Source organism: Quadrisphaera setariae (assembly GCF_008041935.1).
Classification (GTDB): domain Bacteria; phylum Actinomycetota; class Actinomycetes; order Actinomycetales; family Quadrisphaeraceae; genus Quadrisphaera; species Quadrisphaera setariae.
Genome location: NZ_VKAC01000005.1, coordinates 1 through 16,391, shown reverse-complemented (window position 1 = coordinate 16,391; position 16,391 = coordinate 1). Strand labels below are relative to the sequence as shown.

The 16,391-nt window shown below is 77.2% G+C and carries 16 protein-coding genes and 1 tRNA gene; 5 read left to right on the top strand and 12 right to left on the bottom strand.

The features are described 5' to 3' along the window. Window positions 1-82: 82 nt before the first annotated feature. Genes FMM08_RS09075 through FMM08_RS09055 form a run of 5 tightly spaced genes read right to left on the bottom strand, consistent with a single transcriptional unit; the run spans window position 83 to window position 3,922 of the window. Complete coding sequence (locus FMM08_RS09075) at window positions 83-676, bottom strand: GNAT family N-acetyltransferase (protein ID WP_147926064.1); 594 nt, start codon at window positions 674-676, stop codon at window positions 83-85. After that, window positions 673-1,188 (bottom strand): MogA/MoaB family molybdenum cofactor biosynthesis protein, encoded by a 516-nt coding sequence (locus FMM08_RS09070; RefSeq protein WP_147926063.1) that lies wholly within the window; start codon window positions 1,186-1,188, stop codon window positions 673-675. The genes FMM08_RS09075 and FMM08_RS09070 overlap by 4 nt, the downstream gene beginning before the upstream one ends. After that, a complete protein-coding gene (gene moaC / locus FMM08_RS09065; protein ID WP_147926062.1) occupies window positions 1,172-1,684 on the bottom strand; it encodes a cyclic pyranopterin monophosphate synthase MoaC in 513 nt (170 codons plus the stop codon). The genes FMM08_RS09070 and moaC overlap by 17 nt, the downstream gene beginning before the upstream one ends. 15 nt (window positions 1,685-1,699) lie before the next feature. After that, the gene (gene glp, locus FMM08_RS09060; protein ID WP_147926061.1) at window positions 1,700-2,932 is read right to left on the bottom strand and encodes a molybdotransferase-like divisome protein Glp; all 1,233 of its coding nucleotides are present in this window, start codon (window positions 2,930-2,932) and stop codon (window positions 1,700-1,702) included. A gap of 6 nt (window positions 2,933-2,938) precedes the next feature. Continuing rightward, window positions 2,939-3,922, bottom strand: coding sequence for a UTP--glucose-1-phosphate uridylyltransferase (locus FMM08_RS09055; protein WP_147926060.1), 984 nt, complete (start codon window positions 3,920-3,922; stop codon window positions 2,939-2,941). A 47-nt stretch (window positions 3,923-3,969) separates the two neighbouring features. Between FMM08_RS09055 and FMM08_RS09050 the strand changes: the two genes are divergently transcribed. The 4 genes from FMM08_RS09050 to FMM08_RS09035 all read left to right on the top strand — a co-directional run bounded on the left by FMM08_RS09050 (window position 3,970) and on the right by FMM08_RS09035 (window position 7,738). Beyond that, window positions 3,970-4,587 carry a 5-formyltetrahydrofolate cyclo-ligase gene (locus FMM08_RS09050; RefSeq protein WP_222710590.1) on the top strand — a complete coding sequence of 206 codons (618 nt, stop codon included), beginning with the start codon at window positions 3,970-3,972 and terminating at the stop codon, window positions 4,585-4,587. A 141-nt stretch (window positions 4,588-4,728) separates the two neighbouring features. After that, a complete protein-coding gene (locus tag FMM08_RS09045; RefSeq protein ID WP_147926059.1) occupies window positions 4,729-6,273 on the top strand; it encodes a potassium/proton antiporter in 1,545 nt (514 codons plus the stop codon). 164 nt (window positions 6,274-6,437) lie between these two features. Beyond that, complete coding sequence (locus FMM08_RS09040) at window positions 6,438-6,800, top strand: FmdB family zinc ribbon protein (RefSeq protein ID WP_147926058.1); 363 nt, start codon at window positions 6,438-6,440, stop codon at window positions 6,798-6,800. 191 nt (window positions 6,801-6,991) lie between these two features. Next, on the top strand, window positions 6,992-7,738 hold the full coding sequence (locus FMM08_RS09035) for an RcpC/CpaB family pilus assembly protein (RefSeq protein WP_147926057.1): 747 nt from the start codon (window positions 6,992-6,994) through the stop codon (window positions 7,736-7,738). A gap of 15 nt (window positions 7,739-7,753) precedes the next feature. Here FMM08_RS09035 and FMM08_RS09030 read toward each other — a convergent pair whose 3' ends face one another. The 3 genes from FMM08_RS09030 to FMM08_RS09025 all read right to left on the bottom strand — a co-directional run bounded on the left by FMM08_RS09030 (window position 7,754) and on the right by FMM08_RS09025 (window position 12,678). Beyond that, complete coding sequence (locus tag FMM08_RS09030; protein WP_147926056.1) at window positions 7,754-8,497, bottom strand: hypothetical protein; 744 nt, start codon at window positions 8,495-8,497, stop codon at window positions 7,754-7,756. A 103-nt stretch (window positions 8,498-8,600) separates the two neighbouring features. Next, complete coding sequence (locus FMM08_RS22960; RefSeq protein ID WP_187279645.1) at window positions 8,601-8,750, bottom strand: hypothetical protein; 150 nt, start codon at window positions 8,748-8,750, stop codon at window positions 8,601-8,603. Between the two features lie 52 nt (window positions 8,751-8,802). Continuing rightward, window positions 8,803-12,678 carry a DUF4011 domain-containing protein gene (locus tag FMM08_RS09025; RefSeq protein ID WP_147926055.1) on the bottom strand — a complete coding sequence of 1,292 codons (3,876 nt, stop codon included), beginning with the start codon at window positions 12,676-12,678 and terminating at the stop codon, window positions 8,803-8,805. Between the two features lie 144 nt (window positions 12,679-12,822). Between FMM08_RS09025 and FMM08_RS09020 the strand changes: the two genes are divergently transcribed. Further along, window positions 12,823-12,894: transfer RNA gene (locus tag FMM08_RS09020), tRNA-Arg, on the top strand. Between the two features lie 16 nt (window positions 12,895-12,910). Here FMM08_RS09020 and FMM08_RS23595 read toward each other — a convergent pair. From FMM08_RS23595 to FMM08_RS09005, 4 genes are all read right to left on the bottom strand, one after another. Next, on the bottom strand, window positions 12,911-13,045 hold the full coding sequence (locus FMM08_RS23595; RefSeq protein WP_255472205.1) for a hypothetical protein: 135 nt from the start codon (window positions 13,043-13,045) through the stop codon (window positions 12,911-12,913). 163 nt (window positions 13,046-13,208) lie between these two features. Then, window positions 13,209-14,384 (bottom strand): NAD(P)/FAD-dependent oxidoreductase, encoded by a 1,176-nt coding sequence (locus FMM08_RS09015; RefSeq protein WP_222710589.1) that lies wholly within the window; start codon window positions 14,382-14,384, stop codon window positions 13,209-13,211. Between the two features lie 3 nt (window positions 14,385-14,387). After that, window positions 14,388-14,927, bottom strand: a complete 540-nt coding sequence (locus FMM08_RS09010) for an isoprenylcysteine carboxyl methyltransferase family protein (protein WP_147926054.1) — start codon at window positions 14,925-14,927, stop codon at window positions 14,388-14,390. Beyond that, window positions 14,924-16,066: a type III polyketide synthase gene (locus tag FMM08_RS09005; RefSeq protein WP_147926053.1), complete on the bottom strand. Its 1,143-nt coding sequence runs from the start codon at window positions 16,064-16,066 to the stop codon at window positions 14,924-14,926. The genes FMM08_RS09010 and FMM08_RS09005 overlap by 4 nt, the downstream gene beginning before the upstream one ends. Window positions 16,067-16,391 lie beyond the last annotated feature (325 nt).

Sequence of the window (16,391 nt, the reverse complement as noted above, 5' to 3'; positions counted from 1 at the left end):
CGAGGCGCACTTTCCGCGGAAAGTGCGACATGGAGGGGGCGCAGCAGCGCACTTGCCGCGGAAAGTGCGGAAAGGGCGCAGTTCAGGGGTGGGTGGCGCGGTAGCGGGCCATGAGGCCCTCGGGCACATCCTCGCGGGTCAGCGCGAACGTGCGGTGGTCGCGCCAGGCGCCGTCGATGTGCAGGAACCGCTCCCGCAGCCCCTCGTCGCGGAAGCCGAGCTTCTCCACCACGCGCAGGCTGGCGGCGTTCTCCGGCCTGATGTTCACCTCGACGCGGTGCAGCCCCACCCGCAGGCAGTGGTCGACGACGAGCGCCACCGCCCGCGGCACGACCCCCCGGCCGGCGAGGCGCCCGTCGATCCAGTACCCGACGTGCGCGGACCGCATCGCCCCCCAGGCGATGCCCCCGGCGGTGACCTGCCCGGCGAAGGCGCCGTCCACCTCGAGGGCGAACGGCATCGCCGTGCCGCTGCGCCCCTGGCGGGACAGCTCCCACACCAGGCCCGCGAAGGTGCGCACGGGTGGGGCGCCGTCGGGGTTGGTGGCCTCCCACGGGCGCAGCCAGGCGCCGTTGGCGGCGCGGACCTCGCGCCAGGCGGAGCTGTCGCGCACGCGCAGCGGCCGCAGCACCACCTCGCCGTCGTGCAGGACCGCCGGCCAGCCCGCCCCTGTCATGACCGGGGGTGGTCTCCGCCGCGGCGCTGGTCGACGGCGTGCGGCAGCACCGCGGCGAGCACCTCGACGGCGTCGCGGCAGGCCCCGGGCGAGCCGGCCACGTTGACCACCAGCGTGCGGCCCGCCATCCCGGCCAGCCCGCGGGAGAGCACCGCCGTCGGCACGCCCTTGGCCAGGCCGGTGGCGCGCAGCGCCTCGGCGATGCCGGGCACCAGCCGGTCGAGCAGGGGCGCGGTCTGCTCGGGGGTCTCGTCGTGCGGGTTCAGCCCCGTGCCGCCGGTGGTGACGACGACGTCGAAGCCCGCGGCCACCGCCGCCCGCAGGGCAGCGCCCACGGGCTCGCCGTCGTGGACCACCTGCGGGCCCTCCACCGCCAGCCCGGCGGCGCGCAGCCCCTCGACGAGCACAGGGCCGGCGGTGTCGGCGTAGACGCCATCCGCCGCGCGGTTGCTCACCGTGACGACCAGCGCCCGGGCCGCCGGCGCAGCGGCGCCCTCAGCGGTGCCAGTCACCGGAGCGCCCTCCGCTCTTGGCCACCACGCGGACGTCGGTGATCTCCGCGCGCCGGTCGAGGCCCTTGACCATGTCCACCAGGGCCAGGCCGGCCACCGCCACGGCGGTGAGGGCCTCCATCTCCACGCCGGTGCGGTCGGCGGTGCGCACGGTCGCCATGAGCGCGACGCCCTGCCGACCACCGGCCGCGCCGACGTCCGGGACCACCTCGGCGACGACGTCCACGGCGTGCACCGCCACCGGGTGCGCCAGCGGCACGAGCTCGGGGGTGCGCTTGGCCGCCTGGATGCCGGCGATGCGCGCCACCGCGAGCGCGTCGCCCTTGGGCACGGTCCCGTCGAGCAGCGCCGCCACGACCTCCGCGGAGCAGACGACGAACCCCTCGGCGCGGGCCTCCCGGACGGTGACGTCCTTGCCGGTCACGTCGACCATGCGGGCGTTGCCGCCGGTGTCGAGGTGGGGGAACCCCTTCTGGCTCGGCTGCTGCTGCGTCATCGCGTCATCACCGGCTCATCGTCGTCCGCGCTCGAGCAGCACGCACCGCACGACGTCCCCGGGCTCCACCGAGGTGGTGTCCTCGCCGGTCACGGCGAGGGCGTTGGCGCCGGCGAGGCCGAACACCAGGTGGGAGCCGGGGCCCGACGCGGGGCGGACGCGGGGGCGGCCGTCGTCGTCGGTGGTGACCAGGGCGCGGGTGAACTGGCGCTTGCCGGGCGGGCTGGACCAGCCCTGCGTGGCGGTGGCGACGACGGTGGGCCGGTGCAGCTCGGCCTCGCCGAGCATCCGCCGCAGCGCCGGCCGCACGAACACCTCGAAGGAGACGTAGGCGCTGACGGGGTTGCCGGGCAGGGTGAAGATCGGCACGCTGTGGCCTCCGCGCGTCAGCAGGCCGAGCCCCTGGGGCATGCCGGGCTGCATGGCCACCTTGTGGAACTCCACCGTGCCCAGGCGGCTGAGCACCTCCTTGACCACGTCGTACGCGCCGGCGCTGACACCGCCGGAGGTGATGAGCACGTCGGCGCCCTCCAGCTGGCCCTCCAGCACGGACATGAGGCGCTGGGGGTCGTCGTCGACGATGCCCACGCGGGTGGCGCGGGCGCCGACGTCGAGCGCGGCGGCGGTCAGGGCGGTGGAGTTGGCGTCGACCACCTGGCCGAAGCCCGCGGGGCGGCCCGGCTCGACCAGCTCGCTGCCGGTGCTGAGCACCGCCACGCGCGGCGCGGGCAGCACCCGCGCGCGCTCGCGGCCGACAGCGGCGAGCAGGGCCACGTGGCGCACCGACAGGCGCGTGCCGGCCGTGACCAGCGTGGTACCGGGGCGCACGTCCTCCCCGGCGCGGCGCACGTGGAGCCCCTCGCGCACGGCGCGGCGCACGAGGACGGTGGCCACGCCGCCGTCGGTGTCCTCCACGGGCACCACGGCGGTCGCCCCGGGCGGGACGGGCGCGCCGGTCATGATGCGCGCGGCGGCGCCCGCCGCCAGGGGCGCGACCTCGCGCACCCCCGCGGGCAGGTCGGCCACCACGGGCAGGGAGACGGGCGCGTCAGGGCCCGCCGAGGCGACGTCGGCGTGGCGGACGGCGTAGCCGTCCATCGCGGAGCCGTCGAACGCGGGCAGCGAGGACGTCGCGACGACGTCCTCCGCGAGCACGCAGTCCACGGCGTCCAGCAGGCCCAGCTCGACGGGGGCGAGGGGGGAGACAGCAGCCAGGCAGGCAGCCAGGTGCTCCTCGACCGTGCGCATCGGAGATCAGGCCTGCTGGCTCGGGGCGTCGCCGGCGGCGTGGGTGGGCTGCTCGGTGTCGAAGCCCGACGCCACCCACTCCGACAGCCAGGAGTTGAACTCCCCGCCGAGGTCCTCGCGGCCCGAGGCCAGGCGCACCACGGCCTTGAGGTAGTCGAGCTTGTCGCCGGTGTCGTAGCGGCGGCCGCGGAAGACGACGCCGCGCAGGCCGCCGCCGGCCTCCGCGGGCATCCCGGCGAGCGCCTCGAGGGCGTCGGTCAGCTGGATCTCGCCGCCCTTGCCGGGCGCGGTCTGCTCGAGCACCTCGAAGACGGCCGGGTGGAGCACGTAGCGGCCGATCACCGCGAGGTTGCTGGGCGCGTCGGCCGGGTCCGGCTTCTCGACCATGCCCTTGAGGGTCACGACGTCGTCCTCGCCCTGCGTGGACGGGTCGTCGAGGAGCTCGGCGCAGCCGTACATGCCCACGTTCTCGCGCGGCACCTCCAGCAGCGCCACCACGGAGCCGCCGTGCTGGCCCTGGACCTCCACGAGGCGGGCGAGCAGCGGGTCGCGCTCGTCGATGAGGTCGTCGCCCAGGAGCACCGCGAAGGGCTCGGAGCCCACGTGCGCCTTGGCGGTGAGCACGGCGTGGCCGAGGCCCTTGGCCTGGTGCTGGCGCACGTAGTGCACGTCGGCCAGCTCGGTGGTCTCGTGCACCAGCGCGAGCTTCTTCTCATCGCCCTTGGCCGCGAGGTTCTGCTCCAGCTCGGGGACCACGTCGAAGTGGTCCTCCAGGGGCCGCTTGGTGCGGCCCACCACGAGCAGCACGTCGGTCAGGCCCGCGGAGACGGCCTCCTCCACCACGTACTGGATGGCCGGCTTGTCGACGACCGGCAGCATCTCCTTGGGCGTCGACTTGGTGAAGGGCAGGAAGCGCGTGCCCAGGCCCGCGGCGGGGATGACCGCCTTGCGGATCGGACGCGGACCAGCAGGCGTGCCAGCAGGACTCATGCGTCGAGGCTATCGGGGCGGCGCCACACGAGGCAGGATCGGCGACCGTGGACGACGCGCCGCAGGGCCACCCGGTGGACAGGGCCACCCGGACGACGGCCGGGAAGCCGGCGCTGCGCGCCGAGGTCCGCGCAGCCCGGCGCCGCCTCGACGACGACGAGCGCTGCGGCCTCGACGCCGCTGTCGCCGCCGCAGCGCTGGCCGAGGGGTCGCCGCTGGTGGCGCTGGCGCCCGGCGCCGTCGTGGCGCTGTACGACTCCCTGCCCACCGAGCCGGGCACCCGCGGCCTGCGGGCGGCGCTGGCCGCGCGGGGCGTCGTCGTCCTCCTCCCGGTGGTCGTGGGCGACGCCCCGCTGGCGTGGGAGGTCGACGGCGTCGACAGCGCTGCCGGCAGCGGGTCGCGCCCCGAGGGGCTGGAGGGCGCGGCGGTGGTGCTGCTGCCGGCGCTCGCGGTGGACCGCAGCGGCACGCGGCTGGGACAGGGCGGCGGCCACTACGACCGGACGCTGGCCCTGCTGCCGCCGGAGGGCGCACCGGAGAGGCCGTGGCTCGCCGCGGTCGTGCGCGAGCCCGAGCTGCTGCCGGCGGGCGCGCTGCCGCGCGAGCCCCACGACGTCCTCGTGGACGCCGCCCTCACGCCAGCGGGGTGGACGCGCCTGCGCTGACCGACGAGCCGACCGACGGCTGACCGACGGCTGACCGATCTGGCGTGATCGTCGCGATCAGGGGGCCGCGCGCCGGTACGGTTCGCCCAACCCCACCTCGCGCGCCGCACGGCCGCCGCCGGAACCTCGACGGGAGGCCCCATGACGGTCGACGACCTCAACGTCGCCGTGCTCGTCGGCGCCCTCGTGCTGGTGGTCGCCGTCTTCGCGGTGCGGCTGTCGGTGGGCACCGGCACCCCGTCGCTGCTGCTCTACCTCGCGCTCGGCGTGGCGCTCGGCGAGGACGGGCTGGGCATCCAGTTCGACGACTACGACCTCACGCAGGTGCTCGGCTACGCCGCGCTCGTGCTGATCCTCGCCGAAGGCGGCCTGACCACCCGGTGGGCCTCGGTCCGGCAGGCGATCGCCCCGGCGGCGCTGCTGGCGACCCTCGGCACGGTGGTCTCGATCGTCGTCATCGGCACCGTCGCGCACTGGCTGCTCGACGTCGACTGGGCCACCGGGATGCTCCTGGGGGCGGTGGTCTCCTCCACCGACGCCGCCGCCGTGTTCTCCGTGCTGCGCCGCGCGCCGCTGCCCAGCCGGCTGGGGGGCCTGCTGGAGGCGGAGTCGGGCTTCAACGACGCGCCCGTGGTCATCGCCGTCGTCTCCCTCACCGCCGTGCTGGGCGGGGAGTCCTCCCACGGGTGGGGCTTCCTGGTCTTCGAGGCCGGTGCGGAGCTGGTGGGCGGCGCGGCCATCGGCCTGGCGCTGGGCTGGCTGGGGGCGCTGGGCCTGCGGCGCGTGGCGCTGCCCGCCTCCGGCCTCTACCCCATCACCGTGCTGGCCGTGTGCGCCCTCGCCTACGGGCTGAGCGCGGAGCTGCACACCTCCGGCTTCATCGCCGTCTACCTCGCCGGGCTGGTGCTCGGCAACGCCGAGCTGCCGCACCGCCCGGCCACCCGCGGCTTCGCCGAGGGCGTCGGCTGGCTGGCGCAGATCGGGCTGTTCGTGCTGCTGGGGCTGCTCGTCTCCCCCTCCGACATCCCCGACCAGGTGGTGCCCGCCCTCGTGGTGGGGTTCGCCCTGCTGCTCGTGGCCCGGCCGCTGTCGGTGCTCGTGTCGGTGTCGTGGTTCAAGGTGCCCCTGCGCGACCAGGTGCTGCTGAGCTGGGGCGGCCTGCGCGGCGCGGTGCCCATCGTGCTGGCCACGGTGCCCGCCGCGGCCGGCGTGCCCGGCACCGAGGGCGTGGTGGAGATGGTGTTCGTGCTGGTGGTGGCCTTCACGCTGGTGCAGGCCCCCACGCTGCCGTGGGTGGCGCGCCGCCTGGGGATCAGCGAGCCTGCCGTGCGCGACCTCGAGGTGGAGTCGAGCCCGCTGGAGGAGATCGGCGCCGACGTGCTGCAGGTCAAGGTCGGCCCTGGCTCGCACCTGCACGGCCTGGAGGTCTTCGAGCTGCGCCTGCCCGAGGGCGCCGAGGTCTCCCTGATCGTGCGCGACGGGCGCGCCCGCGTGCCGACCCGCACCACCACTCTGCAGCGCGGTGACGACCTGCTGGTCGTGGCGGTCTCCGGGGTGCGCGAGCTCACCGAGGAGCGCCTCTTCGCCCTGTCCGAGCGCGGCCGGCTGGCCGCGTGGCGGGCGCCCGGGGCCGCGCGCGTGCCGGAGCTGCGCCCCGCGCCGGGCCGGGAGCGCACGGGGTCCTGAGCGCGTCGGTCGAGCGGGACGGCGCCGTGGGCCGGGTGGGCGGTGAGGGAATCGCGGACGGCCCCGCGGCGCTAGCATTGGCACTCGGACAGCCGGAGTGCCAGCGCCTCGCGCGGGCCGCACCCCCGGTGGCCCGTCGTCGTCGTGAACCGAGGAGCCCCAGCGTGCCCACGTACGCCTACACCTGCACCGCCTGCGACCACAGCCTCGAGGTGCGGCAGTCGTTCTCCGACGCCGCGCTGACGGAGTGCCCGGAGTGCTCCGGCCGCCTGCGCAAGCGCTTCGACGCCGTGGGCGTGGTCTTCAAGGGCAGCGGCTTCTACCGCACCGACTCCCGCTCGGAGGGCAAGGGCGGCTCGTCGAGCTCCTCCGGCTCCTCCTCGAGCAGCTCCAGCTCGGCCGGCTCCAGCTCGTCCTCCAGCGACAGCTCCTCGAGCTCGTCCTCGACGCCCGCGAGCGGCGGGTCCTCCAGCTCGACCTCCTCGAGCAGCTCGACCCCGGCGAGCAGCAGCTCCTCGTCGTCCTGACGCTCCTGCGACGCCCCGCCCGGTGACCCACCGGGCGGGGCGTCGTGCTGTCGCACGCAGACGACCTCGTGCTGTCGCACGCAGACGACCTCGTGCTGTCGCGCGCCCACAGGGGGCTGGAGCAGCCGCGCTGTCCACAGGCTCGGCGGCGGTCCCAGCGGCGCGTGCTGAGCAGCCGTGACGCTCCGGTGATGACCACCGCCACCTGGCCACCGCCCCAGCGCCAGCACGCCACCCCGTCCCCGCGCGCGCAGGGCGCGGGCCGGCGTCGGCTCCGGCGGGTGCTGCGCCGCTCGCGCAGGCCGCTGGCCGCGCTGCTGCTGGCCTGCGCGACGGGTCTGGTGGCGATGGCGCTGGTGCCCCAGGACGACGCCGTCGACGGGGTGCAGGTGCTCGTGGCCACCGACGACCTGCCGGCCGGGTCGCCGGTCGCGGCGGGCTCGCGAGCGGCGACGCTGCCGTCCTCGGCGGTGCCGTCCGGCGCGCTGGCCCCCGCCGACGCGGGCGCCGACGGCCGCGCGGCGGACGCACGCCTGGCCGCCCCGGTGCGCCGGGGTGAGGTCATCACGGACGTGAGGCTCTCCGGTGGCGACCTGCTCGCCTCCCTCGCCCCCGGTCAGGTGGCCGTGCCAGTGGCTGTCAGCTCACCGCTGCCGGACGGCCTGGTGGTGCCGGGCGCGCGGGTGGCGGTGCTCGCGGCCTCTCCGGAGGGCCCGCCGCTGCCCGCTGAGGACGACGACGAGGGCGCGCCGCAGCCCGACGGCGTGCTCGTGCGCAGCGCGACGGTCCTCGTGGTCAGCAGCGACCCGCTCACCACGGGGCTGCTCGCCAGCGGGGGCGGCGGCACCGCGGTGGTGCTGGCCCTGGACGACCACGCCGCCGCCCGCGTGGCCGCCGCCACGGCGAACGGGGGCGTGGTGCTCGCCCGGGCCGCCTGACCGAGGGCGTCGGGCTCAGCGGGTCTGGGCCCGGGCCGCGTACTCGTCCGACGTCGCGATCTGGTCCTGGAAGGCCAGCCGCCCGGCGACCGCCGTCTTGTCCCAGTAGTCGACCTCGTTGGTGCTGACCGAGCCGCCGGTGCGTCCCAGCAGACCCGCGTAGGCGGCGCGCACCCGCTCGTCCACCGCCTCGCCGGAGTACCAGATCTCCCGGACCGCGGTCAGGGAGCCGACCTGCTTGGCGCGGGCCACCCAGTACTCCTCCTCGCCGGCGTTCGCCGGGTCGGTGCCGGACGTGTCGAGGACGGCGGCGTACCACTCGTCGACGGGGTTGCGGCCCGACCTGTCGGCGAACTCCTGGGAGGCCAGGATGTTCTGCTCCACCCACTCGGGCTCCATGTCGGCCCGCACGCCGTTCTTCCAGAAGTCGGCGCCGCGGTCGTCGGCGGCTCGGGCCAGGTACTTGCGGTAGTAGCCGCCGACGGTGACGTCGGCGAACTCCTGCGAGCTCTGGATGGACTCGAGGATGCGCAGGCGCGAGTCCCCAGCGTTGAGCCTGTCGGTCCAGAACTGCCGTCCGGCCTGCGCCTGCGACTGGCCGGCGGGGCGCTGGAGGAAGTCGACGTACCACTGCTCGACGACGCGGTCGTTCTTGTCACCCTCCGCGGCCTGGGCCGCCGCGGGGGTCAGCCCGACGGCGGCGAGCGCCACCACCGCCGCCGCCGCCGCCAGTCGTCCTCGGAAGCGCCTCGTCCTCATGACACCACCCTGTGCTCGAGGGAGCGCCGACGTCGTCGTCGCGATCGCGGCACGGTGACCCGCGGTGATCGCGAGGAGAAGGGGCTGGCGGCGCGTCTCGCCGTCAGCCCCAGTGGGGCGGGCGGTCGGCGAGCAGGCGCTCGGCCTCAGCGGCCCAGCGCCGCGCGTCCTCGGACCCCGCGGCGCGGGGGCCCGGCTCGCGCAGCGCCGGCACCTCGACCTCCTCGCCGGGGGCGCCGGTCGGAGGGGCCACCACGCGGCGCCGAGCGCGCCCCGGGCGGCGCCCACCCACGGACGAGCCGGGCTCAGGCACCGCTGGACAGCTCCCGCAGGACCGCCGCGACGGGGCCGGTCGGGTCGTCGAAGAGCTCCCGCGCGCTGACGCGGACCACGCCCCAGCCGAGGTGGCCGAGCTGCTCGGGCACCACCAGCTCGCGCTGGACGAGGTCGCCCACGGGATCGTCGTCGGTGCCGGCGGGGATGTCGGTGAGGACGGCCACCGCGGGTCCGTCGGCCCCCGCGGGGAGCACCACGACGTCGGGCACGGTCCCGGTGACCAGCGCTCGCGCACCGCGGCCGGCGAGCCGGTCGGACAGGCGCGCCAGCAGCGGGTCGGGGGCCGGGGGCTCGGTCAGCGGCGCCCGCCGCTGGCCGTGGGCGCGCAGCGGCTCCAGCGGGTCGGCGGCCGGCGGCTCCTCCAGGGAGAGCAGCAGCTGGCGCAGGGAGGAGGCGCCCGTGGAGGTGCACTGGGAGGCCTCCAGCACCTCCCCCGCCACGCAGCTGACCACGGTGAGGCGCTTGCGGGCGCGGGTGAGCACCGACGCGAGCCAACGGTGGCCGTCGGCGTCGTCGAGGGGGCCGAAGCGGTGCACGAACCGTCCCAGGGGCGTGACGCCCAGCCCCACCGAGAAGACGACGGCGTCGCGGACGGTGTCGGCGCAGCGCTCGACGTCGGTCACCACGAAGCTCTCGCGGCGCCGGCGGCGCAGGAAGGCCGCGAGCTCGGGGCGGGCGGGCAGCGCGGAGCGGATCGCGTCCGCGATGCGGCGCGCGTGCGGCCGGGTCAGCGCGACCACCGCGAGCGACTCGTTGGGGTGGTCGCGCACGTGGCTGAGCACGAGGTCCACCACCGCCGCGACCTCGCCGTCGGGACTGTTGACCACGCCGTCGGCGTCGGGGCGGCCGGTGACGTCGCTGACGCGGCGCAGCCGGACGGGCTGCCGCCCGGGCGGGCAGGGGACCGCGTTCTCACCGGTGGTGGTGCCGGGCACCGCGGCGGCGAGGGCGGCCAGCTGCAGCGGCATCCGGTGCTGCCAGGCCAGGCGCACGGTGGGCAGCACCTGCTCGAGGGCGTCGAAGACGCTGCGGCGGGTGCCGCGCGGCAGCGGCGCCTCGTCGGCGCGACGCGGCGCCACGCGCACCGGCGTGGGGCCGCCCGGGTCTCCGACCACCACCAGCTGGCGCCCGGCAGAGGCCGCGAGCAGGGCCTCCGGCACGCCCACGCGGTGGGCGGCCAGCACGAGGACGACGTCGTAGCGGCGCTGGGTGGCGAGCTCCACCGACAGCGCCAGCGGCCCGCTGACGCGGCACGGCGCGCTGGCGGACAGGGCCGTGGCACCGCGCACGCGGTGCACGGCCGCGGCGCGGCGGTGCTTCTCGCGCGCCGCGAGGGCGGCGCTCGCCTCCGCGTGGCCGACCGCGTCGAGGGCGCCCAGCGCGGGGTCGGAGGCCACGAGGGTGTCCAGCACCGAGCGCCACCAGGAGCGGCGCAGCTCCACCACGGCCTGGTCGGGGTCGAGGCCGCGGCGGCGGGCCTCCTCCAGCAGCGGGACCAGGCCGCGGCGCTCGAGCACCGCGAGCAGCTGGGCGCGCTGGGGCAGGTCGGCGAGGGTGCCGGAGTCGGCCACGAGCGCACCGAGGCGCTCGGTGAGCGCGTGCCAGGGCTCGTCGGCGAGGGCTCCCCCGCCAGTGGTCGGCGCGAGAACCGCGGACAGGGCGCTGACCTGCGCCACCACCTGGTCGAGCACCACCTCGGCGGCGGGCACGCCCTGCGGCACGCGGGGCGGGGCGCCGGCGGCGTCCTCCGCTCGCCACGCCTCCCAGTCGAGCCGGGACCGCTCCGCCTCCAGCAGCGCCCCGTGCAGGTCGTCGAGCACCACGCCGGGGCGCACCAGCTCGCGCGCGGCGCGCTCCAGGCGGCGCCTCTCGAAGACGCCGTAGCGCGGCCCGGACGTGCGCTGCGACGGCGGGGCGGTGGCGTCGATGAGGGGGGTCAGCGGCCTGTCGAAGACCGCGGGCAGGAAGGAGTCGAGGCAGTCGCGCACGCGCGCCAGCAGGTCGAGCTGGGCCTGCGCGTCGGACACGCAGCCCGGCACGCGCAGGCCGCTCCCGCCGGCCAGCACCGTCGCCTGGCGCCGCAGGGCGGGCAGCAGGTCGTCGCGCAGCGCCCGCGCCTCGTCGAGGGCCTCGGCGGCCTCGTCGCGGTTGGCCAGCGCCGCTCCGGACCAGGCGGTGTCTCCGACGCGCGCCGACAGCGCGCCCAGGTCCACGGCCTCGCGCAGCTCCGCCGCGGCCTTCTCGCGCTCGGCGGCGTCCATGGCGCGCAGCGCCGCGGGGGCCAGGCGCACCGGGTCGGGCCCGGGCGGGAGCACCGCGAGGGCGGCCATGGCCTCCAGCGCGGAGACGCCCCACGGCCCCCGGCGGGTGTGCAGCGCGGCGCGGTGCCGGCCCAGGGCCGCCACGACGTCGGCCTCACCGCCGGGGCCTCCCTGTCCACCCGTGCCGCCCGCGCCCAGGGGCGAGGTGCCCTCGACGGGGATCACCGGCAGCGGGCCGGTGCTGTTGGGGTCCACCGAGCCGGTCGCGTCGACGAGGAGGTCGCCGAGGCCGCGCGCCGCCAGCCGGCGGGCGACGTCCTCGGCCTCCTGCTGCTGGCCGGCCACGAGCAGCACGCTGCGGCCGGTGGCGGCGAGCGCCGCCACCGCCGTGGCCGCCACCTGCGTGGCCCCGGTGCCGGGGCCGGCCTCCACGCGCACCGACCTGCCCGCGAGCACGGTGTCGAGGACGCGGCGCTGGGACGCGTCCAGCGGGAGCACCTGGACGTCGTCGGGGTCGACGCCGCGAGCGCCCTCGGGCAGCTCGACGGCGGTGGTCGGCCGCTGCAGCCGGGTGCGCGCCGCGGTGTCGCCCGACAGCGCCAGGGCCACGTCGGAGCCGGCGAGGTCGTCGGCGGCGCGGTCGAGCTCGGCGACGAGCGACCTGGCGACGTCCACCAGCACGGTCACGAGGAGGCCGGGCTTGACCTGGATGTCCGGAGCCGACACGCGGGTGAGCGAGCGCAGCCGCTCCAGGGCGGGGGCGGGGTCGAAGCCGTGGGCGTGCACGGACAGCGCCGCCAGCCCGGCCGGGTCCACCGGGACGCCGCGGCGCTGCAGCTCGCGCACGAGGGCCGGGTTGGTGCGCACCGGGCCGCCCAGGCCGATCTCGTAGTCGACCGGGCCGGAGCCGCGGGCGTGCAGCTCCGCGGGGCGCAGCAGCAGCGGGGTGCTGACGGTGGTGCCGCTGGCCTCGTCGTGCCAGGAGGCCAGGCCCACGGCCAGCACGCAGGCCTGCAGGCCGTGCTCGTCGGCGAGGGCCGAGGCCTCGCCGCGGATGGTGCGGGCTCGTCGGCGCGCCTCCTCGAGGGCACCGGCCTCGCGGAAGAGGTGCGACAGGCGCGTGGGGCGGCCGGCGAGGAGCAGGGCGACGCCGGAGGGGTGCGCCGAGGCCAGCTCCAGGGAGCCGTCGCGCAGGTCCTCGGCGGTCATGAGCGGCTCGGGCCCGCCCAGGGAGGCGAGCTCGGTGCGCCACCCGGCCAGGGCCGCCTCCAGTCCGCGGGGACGGGCGGGTGCCGCGGCGGGACGGCGGCCAGCGGCCGGCGCGGCGGGCTGGCCCGGCGCCGGAGACGGCTCACCTGCGGGCCGGGTGGGCTGACCCGCCGCCGGGGTCGGCTGCGCGGTCGGCTGCTGCCCCTGGGGAGCCTCGGGCGCACCGCCGGTCCTCGGGGCGCTGGCGCCCCCGGGGGTGCCAGGGCCGCCGGAGGCACCGGGAGAGCCGGTGGTCGCCGACGGCGGGCGCCCCTGGCCCCCAGCCGCGCCGGCACCAGCAGCCCCACCCGCCACGCCCATCAGCCCTTGAGTCACCTGGAAAGGCTAGTGCGCCTGACCGGGGGGCAGCACGGCCGAGCCACCGCGCCGCGCTGACGAGGTGGCCGACGGCCGGTGGTGGGAGCCGCCGGGTGTCGGCGGGTGCGGGCCGGGGGCTCCTCCCGGCTACCCTGGGCGTGCGCCCTGGTAGCTCAGCGGAAGAGCAACCGCCTCCTAAGCGGTAGGTCGCGGGTTCGAGTCCCGCCTGGGGCACCGCCGAGGAGCGGTGTCAGTCCGCGCTGGCGGCGGGTGCCGCCGCGCGGTCGGCCCGCGTGGGGCCGGTCATCATCTTCGACTCGAACCGCGAGAAGCCGAGGAGCGCCGGCAGGAGCAGCGGGGGAAGCGCCAGAGCCATCCACATCATGGCTGTGCGGATGCCCCGATCCGGCGTCCGTCATGCGTGCTCTGCCCGCTTCGTGACCGATCCGTTATCAAAAACCCATCAGCCCCATGAGTCACATCAATCACACCAACCCCTTTCGTTCACCGCTGCGTTTTCGCGACAACACCTCCAGCCCTTCCGGTCGTCACCGAGCGAGCCGTTCCACCACCGCCGCGAACACCGGGGGTGCCGCCGCAGCAGCCGGCACCAGCCCCGCGCGCACCCACCGGGGCCCGGAGGCCGCCAGGAGCCCGACGGTCAGCAGCCGGTGGGTCCGCGTCTGGCGCCCCCACGCCTCGGCGTACCCCCGGGCCACCCACCGCGGACGCTCGCCCGTCACCGCGTCCACCGCCGCCCGCGCCGCCGCGAGCCCCACCCGCAGCCCCTCCCCCGTCAGCGCGTCGACGTACCCGGCCGCGTCCCCCGCCAGCAGCACCCGTCCCGAGGTCACGGCCCGCACGCGCTGGCGCAGCGGTCCGGCACCCCGCGCCGAGCTCGTCCACGCCGCTCCGGCGAGCCGCTCCGCCAGCAGCGGCAGCTGGGCGAGACCCTCGGAGAAGGTGGTCCCGCGCGGCCCGAGCACCGCGACACCCACCTCGCTGGCGCTGACGGGCGTGACGTACCCCTCCACGCCGCGCCCCCAGTGCACCTCCACGTGGCCGCTCCACGGCGCCACGGCCGCGTGCCGGCGCACCCCGAAGCGCCCCGCCGCCGGGCGGGTCCCGCGCACCTCCAGCCCCGCGGCCCGCCGCACCACCGAGTGCAGGCCGTCGGCCCCCACCACCCAGCGGGCCAGCAGCGGCCGCACCACCGCCGGCCCCCCGCCGCCGCCGGGGACGACGACGTCGAGCCGCACGCGAGCGCCGTCCTGGGCCAGGTCGACCGCGCGCCCGGACAGCAGCGGCACGCCCGCCGCCGCGGCCCGCTGCACCAGCGCGGCGTGCAGCGCGGTGCGGCGCACCCCGCGGCCGGCGCCGGCGGAAAAGTCGTGCCCGACCTCCAGCGGACGCCCACCGCGGGCGGTCCGGCCGTCGTCGAGCACGTAGGTGACCCCCGTCAGCGGCGCCCCGGGCGGGTCGACCCCCAGGGCCAGCACCTCCGCCAGCGCGCCGGGCAGCAGCCCCTCTCCGCAGGCCTTGTCCACCGGGGGGAGCGCGGCACGCCCTCCGCTGCCCGCAGCCGTGTCGGACAGGGCCCGGGGCTCCACCACCACCACGTCCAGCCCGGCGGCGACGGCCCGCAGGGCCGTGGCCAGGCCCACGGGGCCACCGCCCACCACGGCCAGGTCCACCACCCGCCCCAGGACGCCGTGGCCGTCCACGGGTCAGGCCCGGGCGTCGTGCAGCCGGGCCAGCGCGGCCTCCTCGGCGGGGATCCGGAAGCGCAGCAGCAGCACCGCGTTGAGCACCGTGAACACCACCGCCGTCACCCAGGCCGTGTGCACCAGCGGCAGCGCGACGCCCTCCACCACCACCACGAGGTAGTTGGGGTGCGGCAGCCACCGCAGCCGGTACGGCCCCGAGGTCACCCGCGGCATGCCCGGCACCACCACCACCCGGGTGTTCCACTGCCGCCCGAGGGCGTGCATGCACCACATCCGCAGCGCCTGCGTGGCCACGAGCACCGCGACCATCGCCCAGCCGAGCACCGGCACGAACGGCCGGTCGGCCACGACCACCTCCACCAGGGCGCCGACGAGCAGCGCCGTGTGCAGGGCGGCCATGGCGGGGAAGTGGCCCTGCCCGGTCTCCACGCCGCCGCGCTGCAGCGCCCAGGCGCGGTTGCGGGCGCTGACGACCAGCTCCACCAGCCGCCACAGCCCCACGGCGAGCAGCAGCAGGGCGTACCAGCCGACGCTGCTCACGGCGCCTCCTCCCCCGCGTCGGGCAGCCCCCACTCCAGCAGCACCAGCTCCGCGCTGAAGCCCGGCCCGAGGGCGAAGAGCACGCAGCGCTGCGGCGCCCCGCCGTCGTCGTCCTGCTCTCCCCGACCGGCTGCGAGGACGTCGGCGAGCACGTGCAGGACGGACGCGGAGCTGAGGTTGCCCGCCTGCGCCAGCGAGGCCCACGAGGGCGCGAGCGCCTCCGGCTCCAGGGCCAGCGCCCGGGAGGCCGCCTCGAGCACCTTCGGTCCGCCGGGGTGGGCCACCCAGCGGGTGACGTCGCCGCGGTCGAGGCCGAGCGGCGCGAGCAGGCGCTTGACGTCCTCGGCCAGGTGGGCCTCGACGACGTCGGCCAGGGACGCCGACAGCACGATGCGGAAGCCCGTCCCGCCGACGTCCCAGCCCAGCACGTCGGTGGTGCCCGGGTAGAGGTGGCTGCGGGTCGCCGTGATGCGGGGACTCGACCGACCGGCTGGGCCGTCGAGCCCCATCGCCGCGGCCCTGCGCTCCCCGACCAGGACGGCGGCGGCCGCGCCGTCGCCGAACAGGCCGGAGGCCACGAGGTTGGCGGTGGAGGGGTCGTCGCGCTGGACCGTCAGGGAGCACAGCTCCACGGACAGCAGCAGGGCGACGTCGTCGGGGTGGCCGGTGAGGTGGTCGTGCAGGCGCGCCAGCCCGGAGGCCCCGGCCACGCAGCCCAGGCCGAACAGCGGCAGCCGCTTGACGTCGGGCCGCAGGCCCAGCGGGGCGGCGATCCGAGCGTCGAGGGACGGCGCGGACACCCCGGTGACGGTGGTGAACAGGACGAGGTCGACGTCGTCGGCGGCCAGGCCCGCCCGCTCCAGGGCGGCGCGGGCGGCGCGCAGGCCCAGGTCGGCGCCGTGGTGGAGCCACGCGTCGTTGGCGGCGGTGAAGCCGTCGAGACGGGCGTAGTCCTCGGGAGGCATGACGAGGTGGCGGCGCTGGACCCCGCCGGAGCGGTGCAGGCGGCGCAGCAGCGGGGCCTTCGCGGCCGCGGGCGAGCCGGGCGGGCAGACGAGGTCGACGAGGGCCTCGGTGATCTGCTCCTGCGGGTAGCTGCGCTCGGGCAGCACGGGCGCCACGGAGACGACGCGGCTCACTGGTGCTCCCCCACCAGCCCACCCTGCGCGGCGCCGCCCTGCTGCGCCACCCCACTCCCGCCCACCACCTCCCCGCGGCCGGACGCCCTTCCCCGAGGAAGGGGTACCCCTAGAAGGGGACTCAACAACTTCTAGAAACCAGCCGATGCATCTGCTGAGCGGTGGAGCAAGGTGCCGCTCACATGCGTCGAAGGACAAAGCAGATGCCCTCCGCACCACACCCCGCCCCCGTGCCCACCCCCGCGACCACCCGGCCTGCGGACTGCGCGCGCCACCGAGGCAGACGCCGCCGGCTGGGGGCCCTGGCCCTGCTCACCGCGGGGGC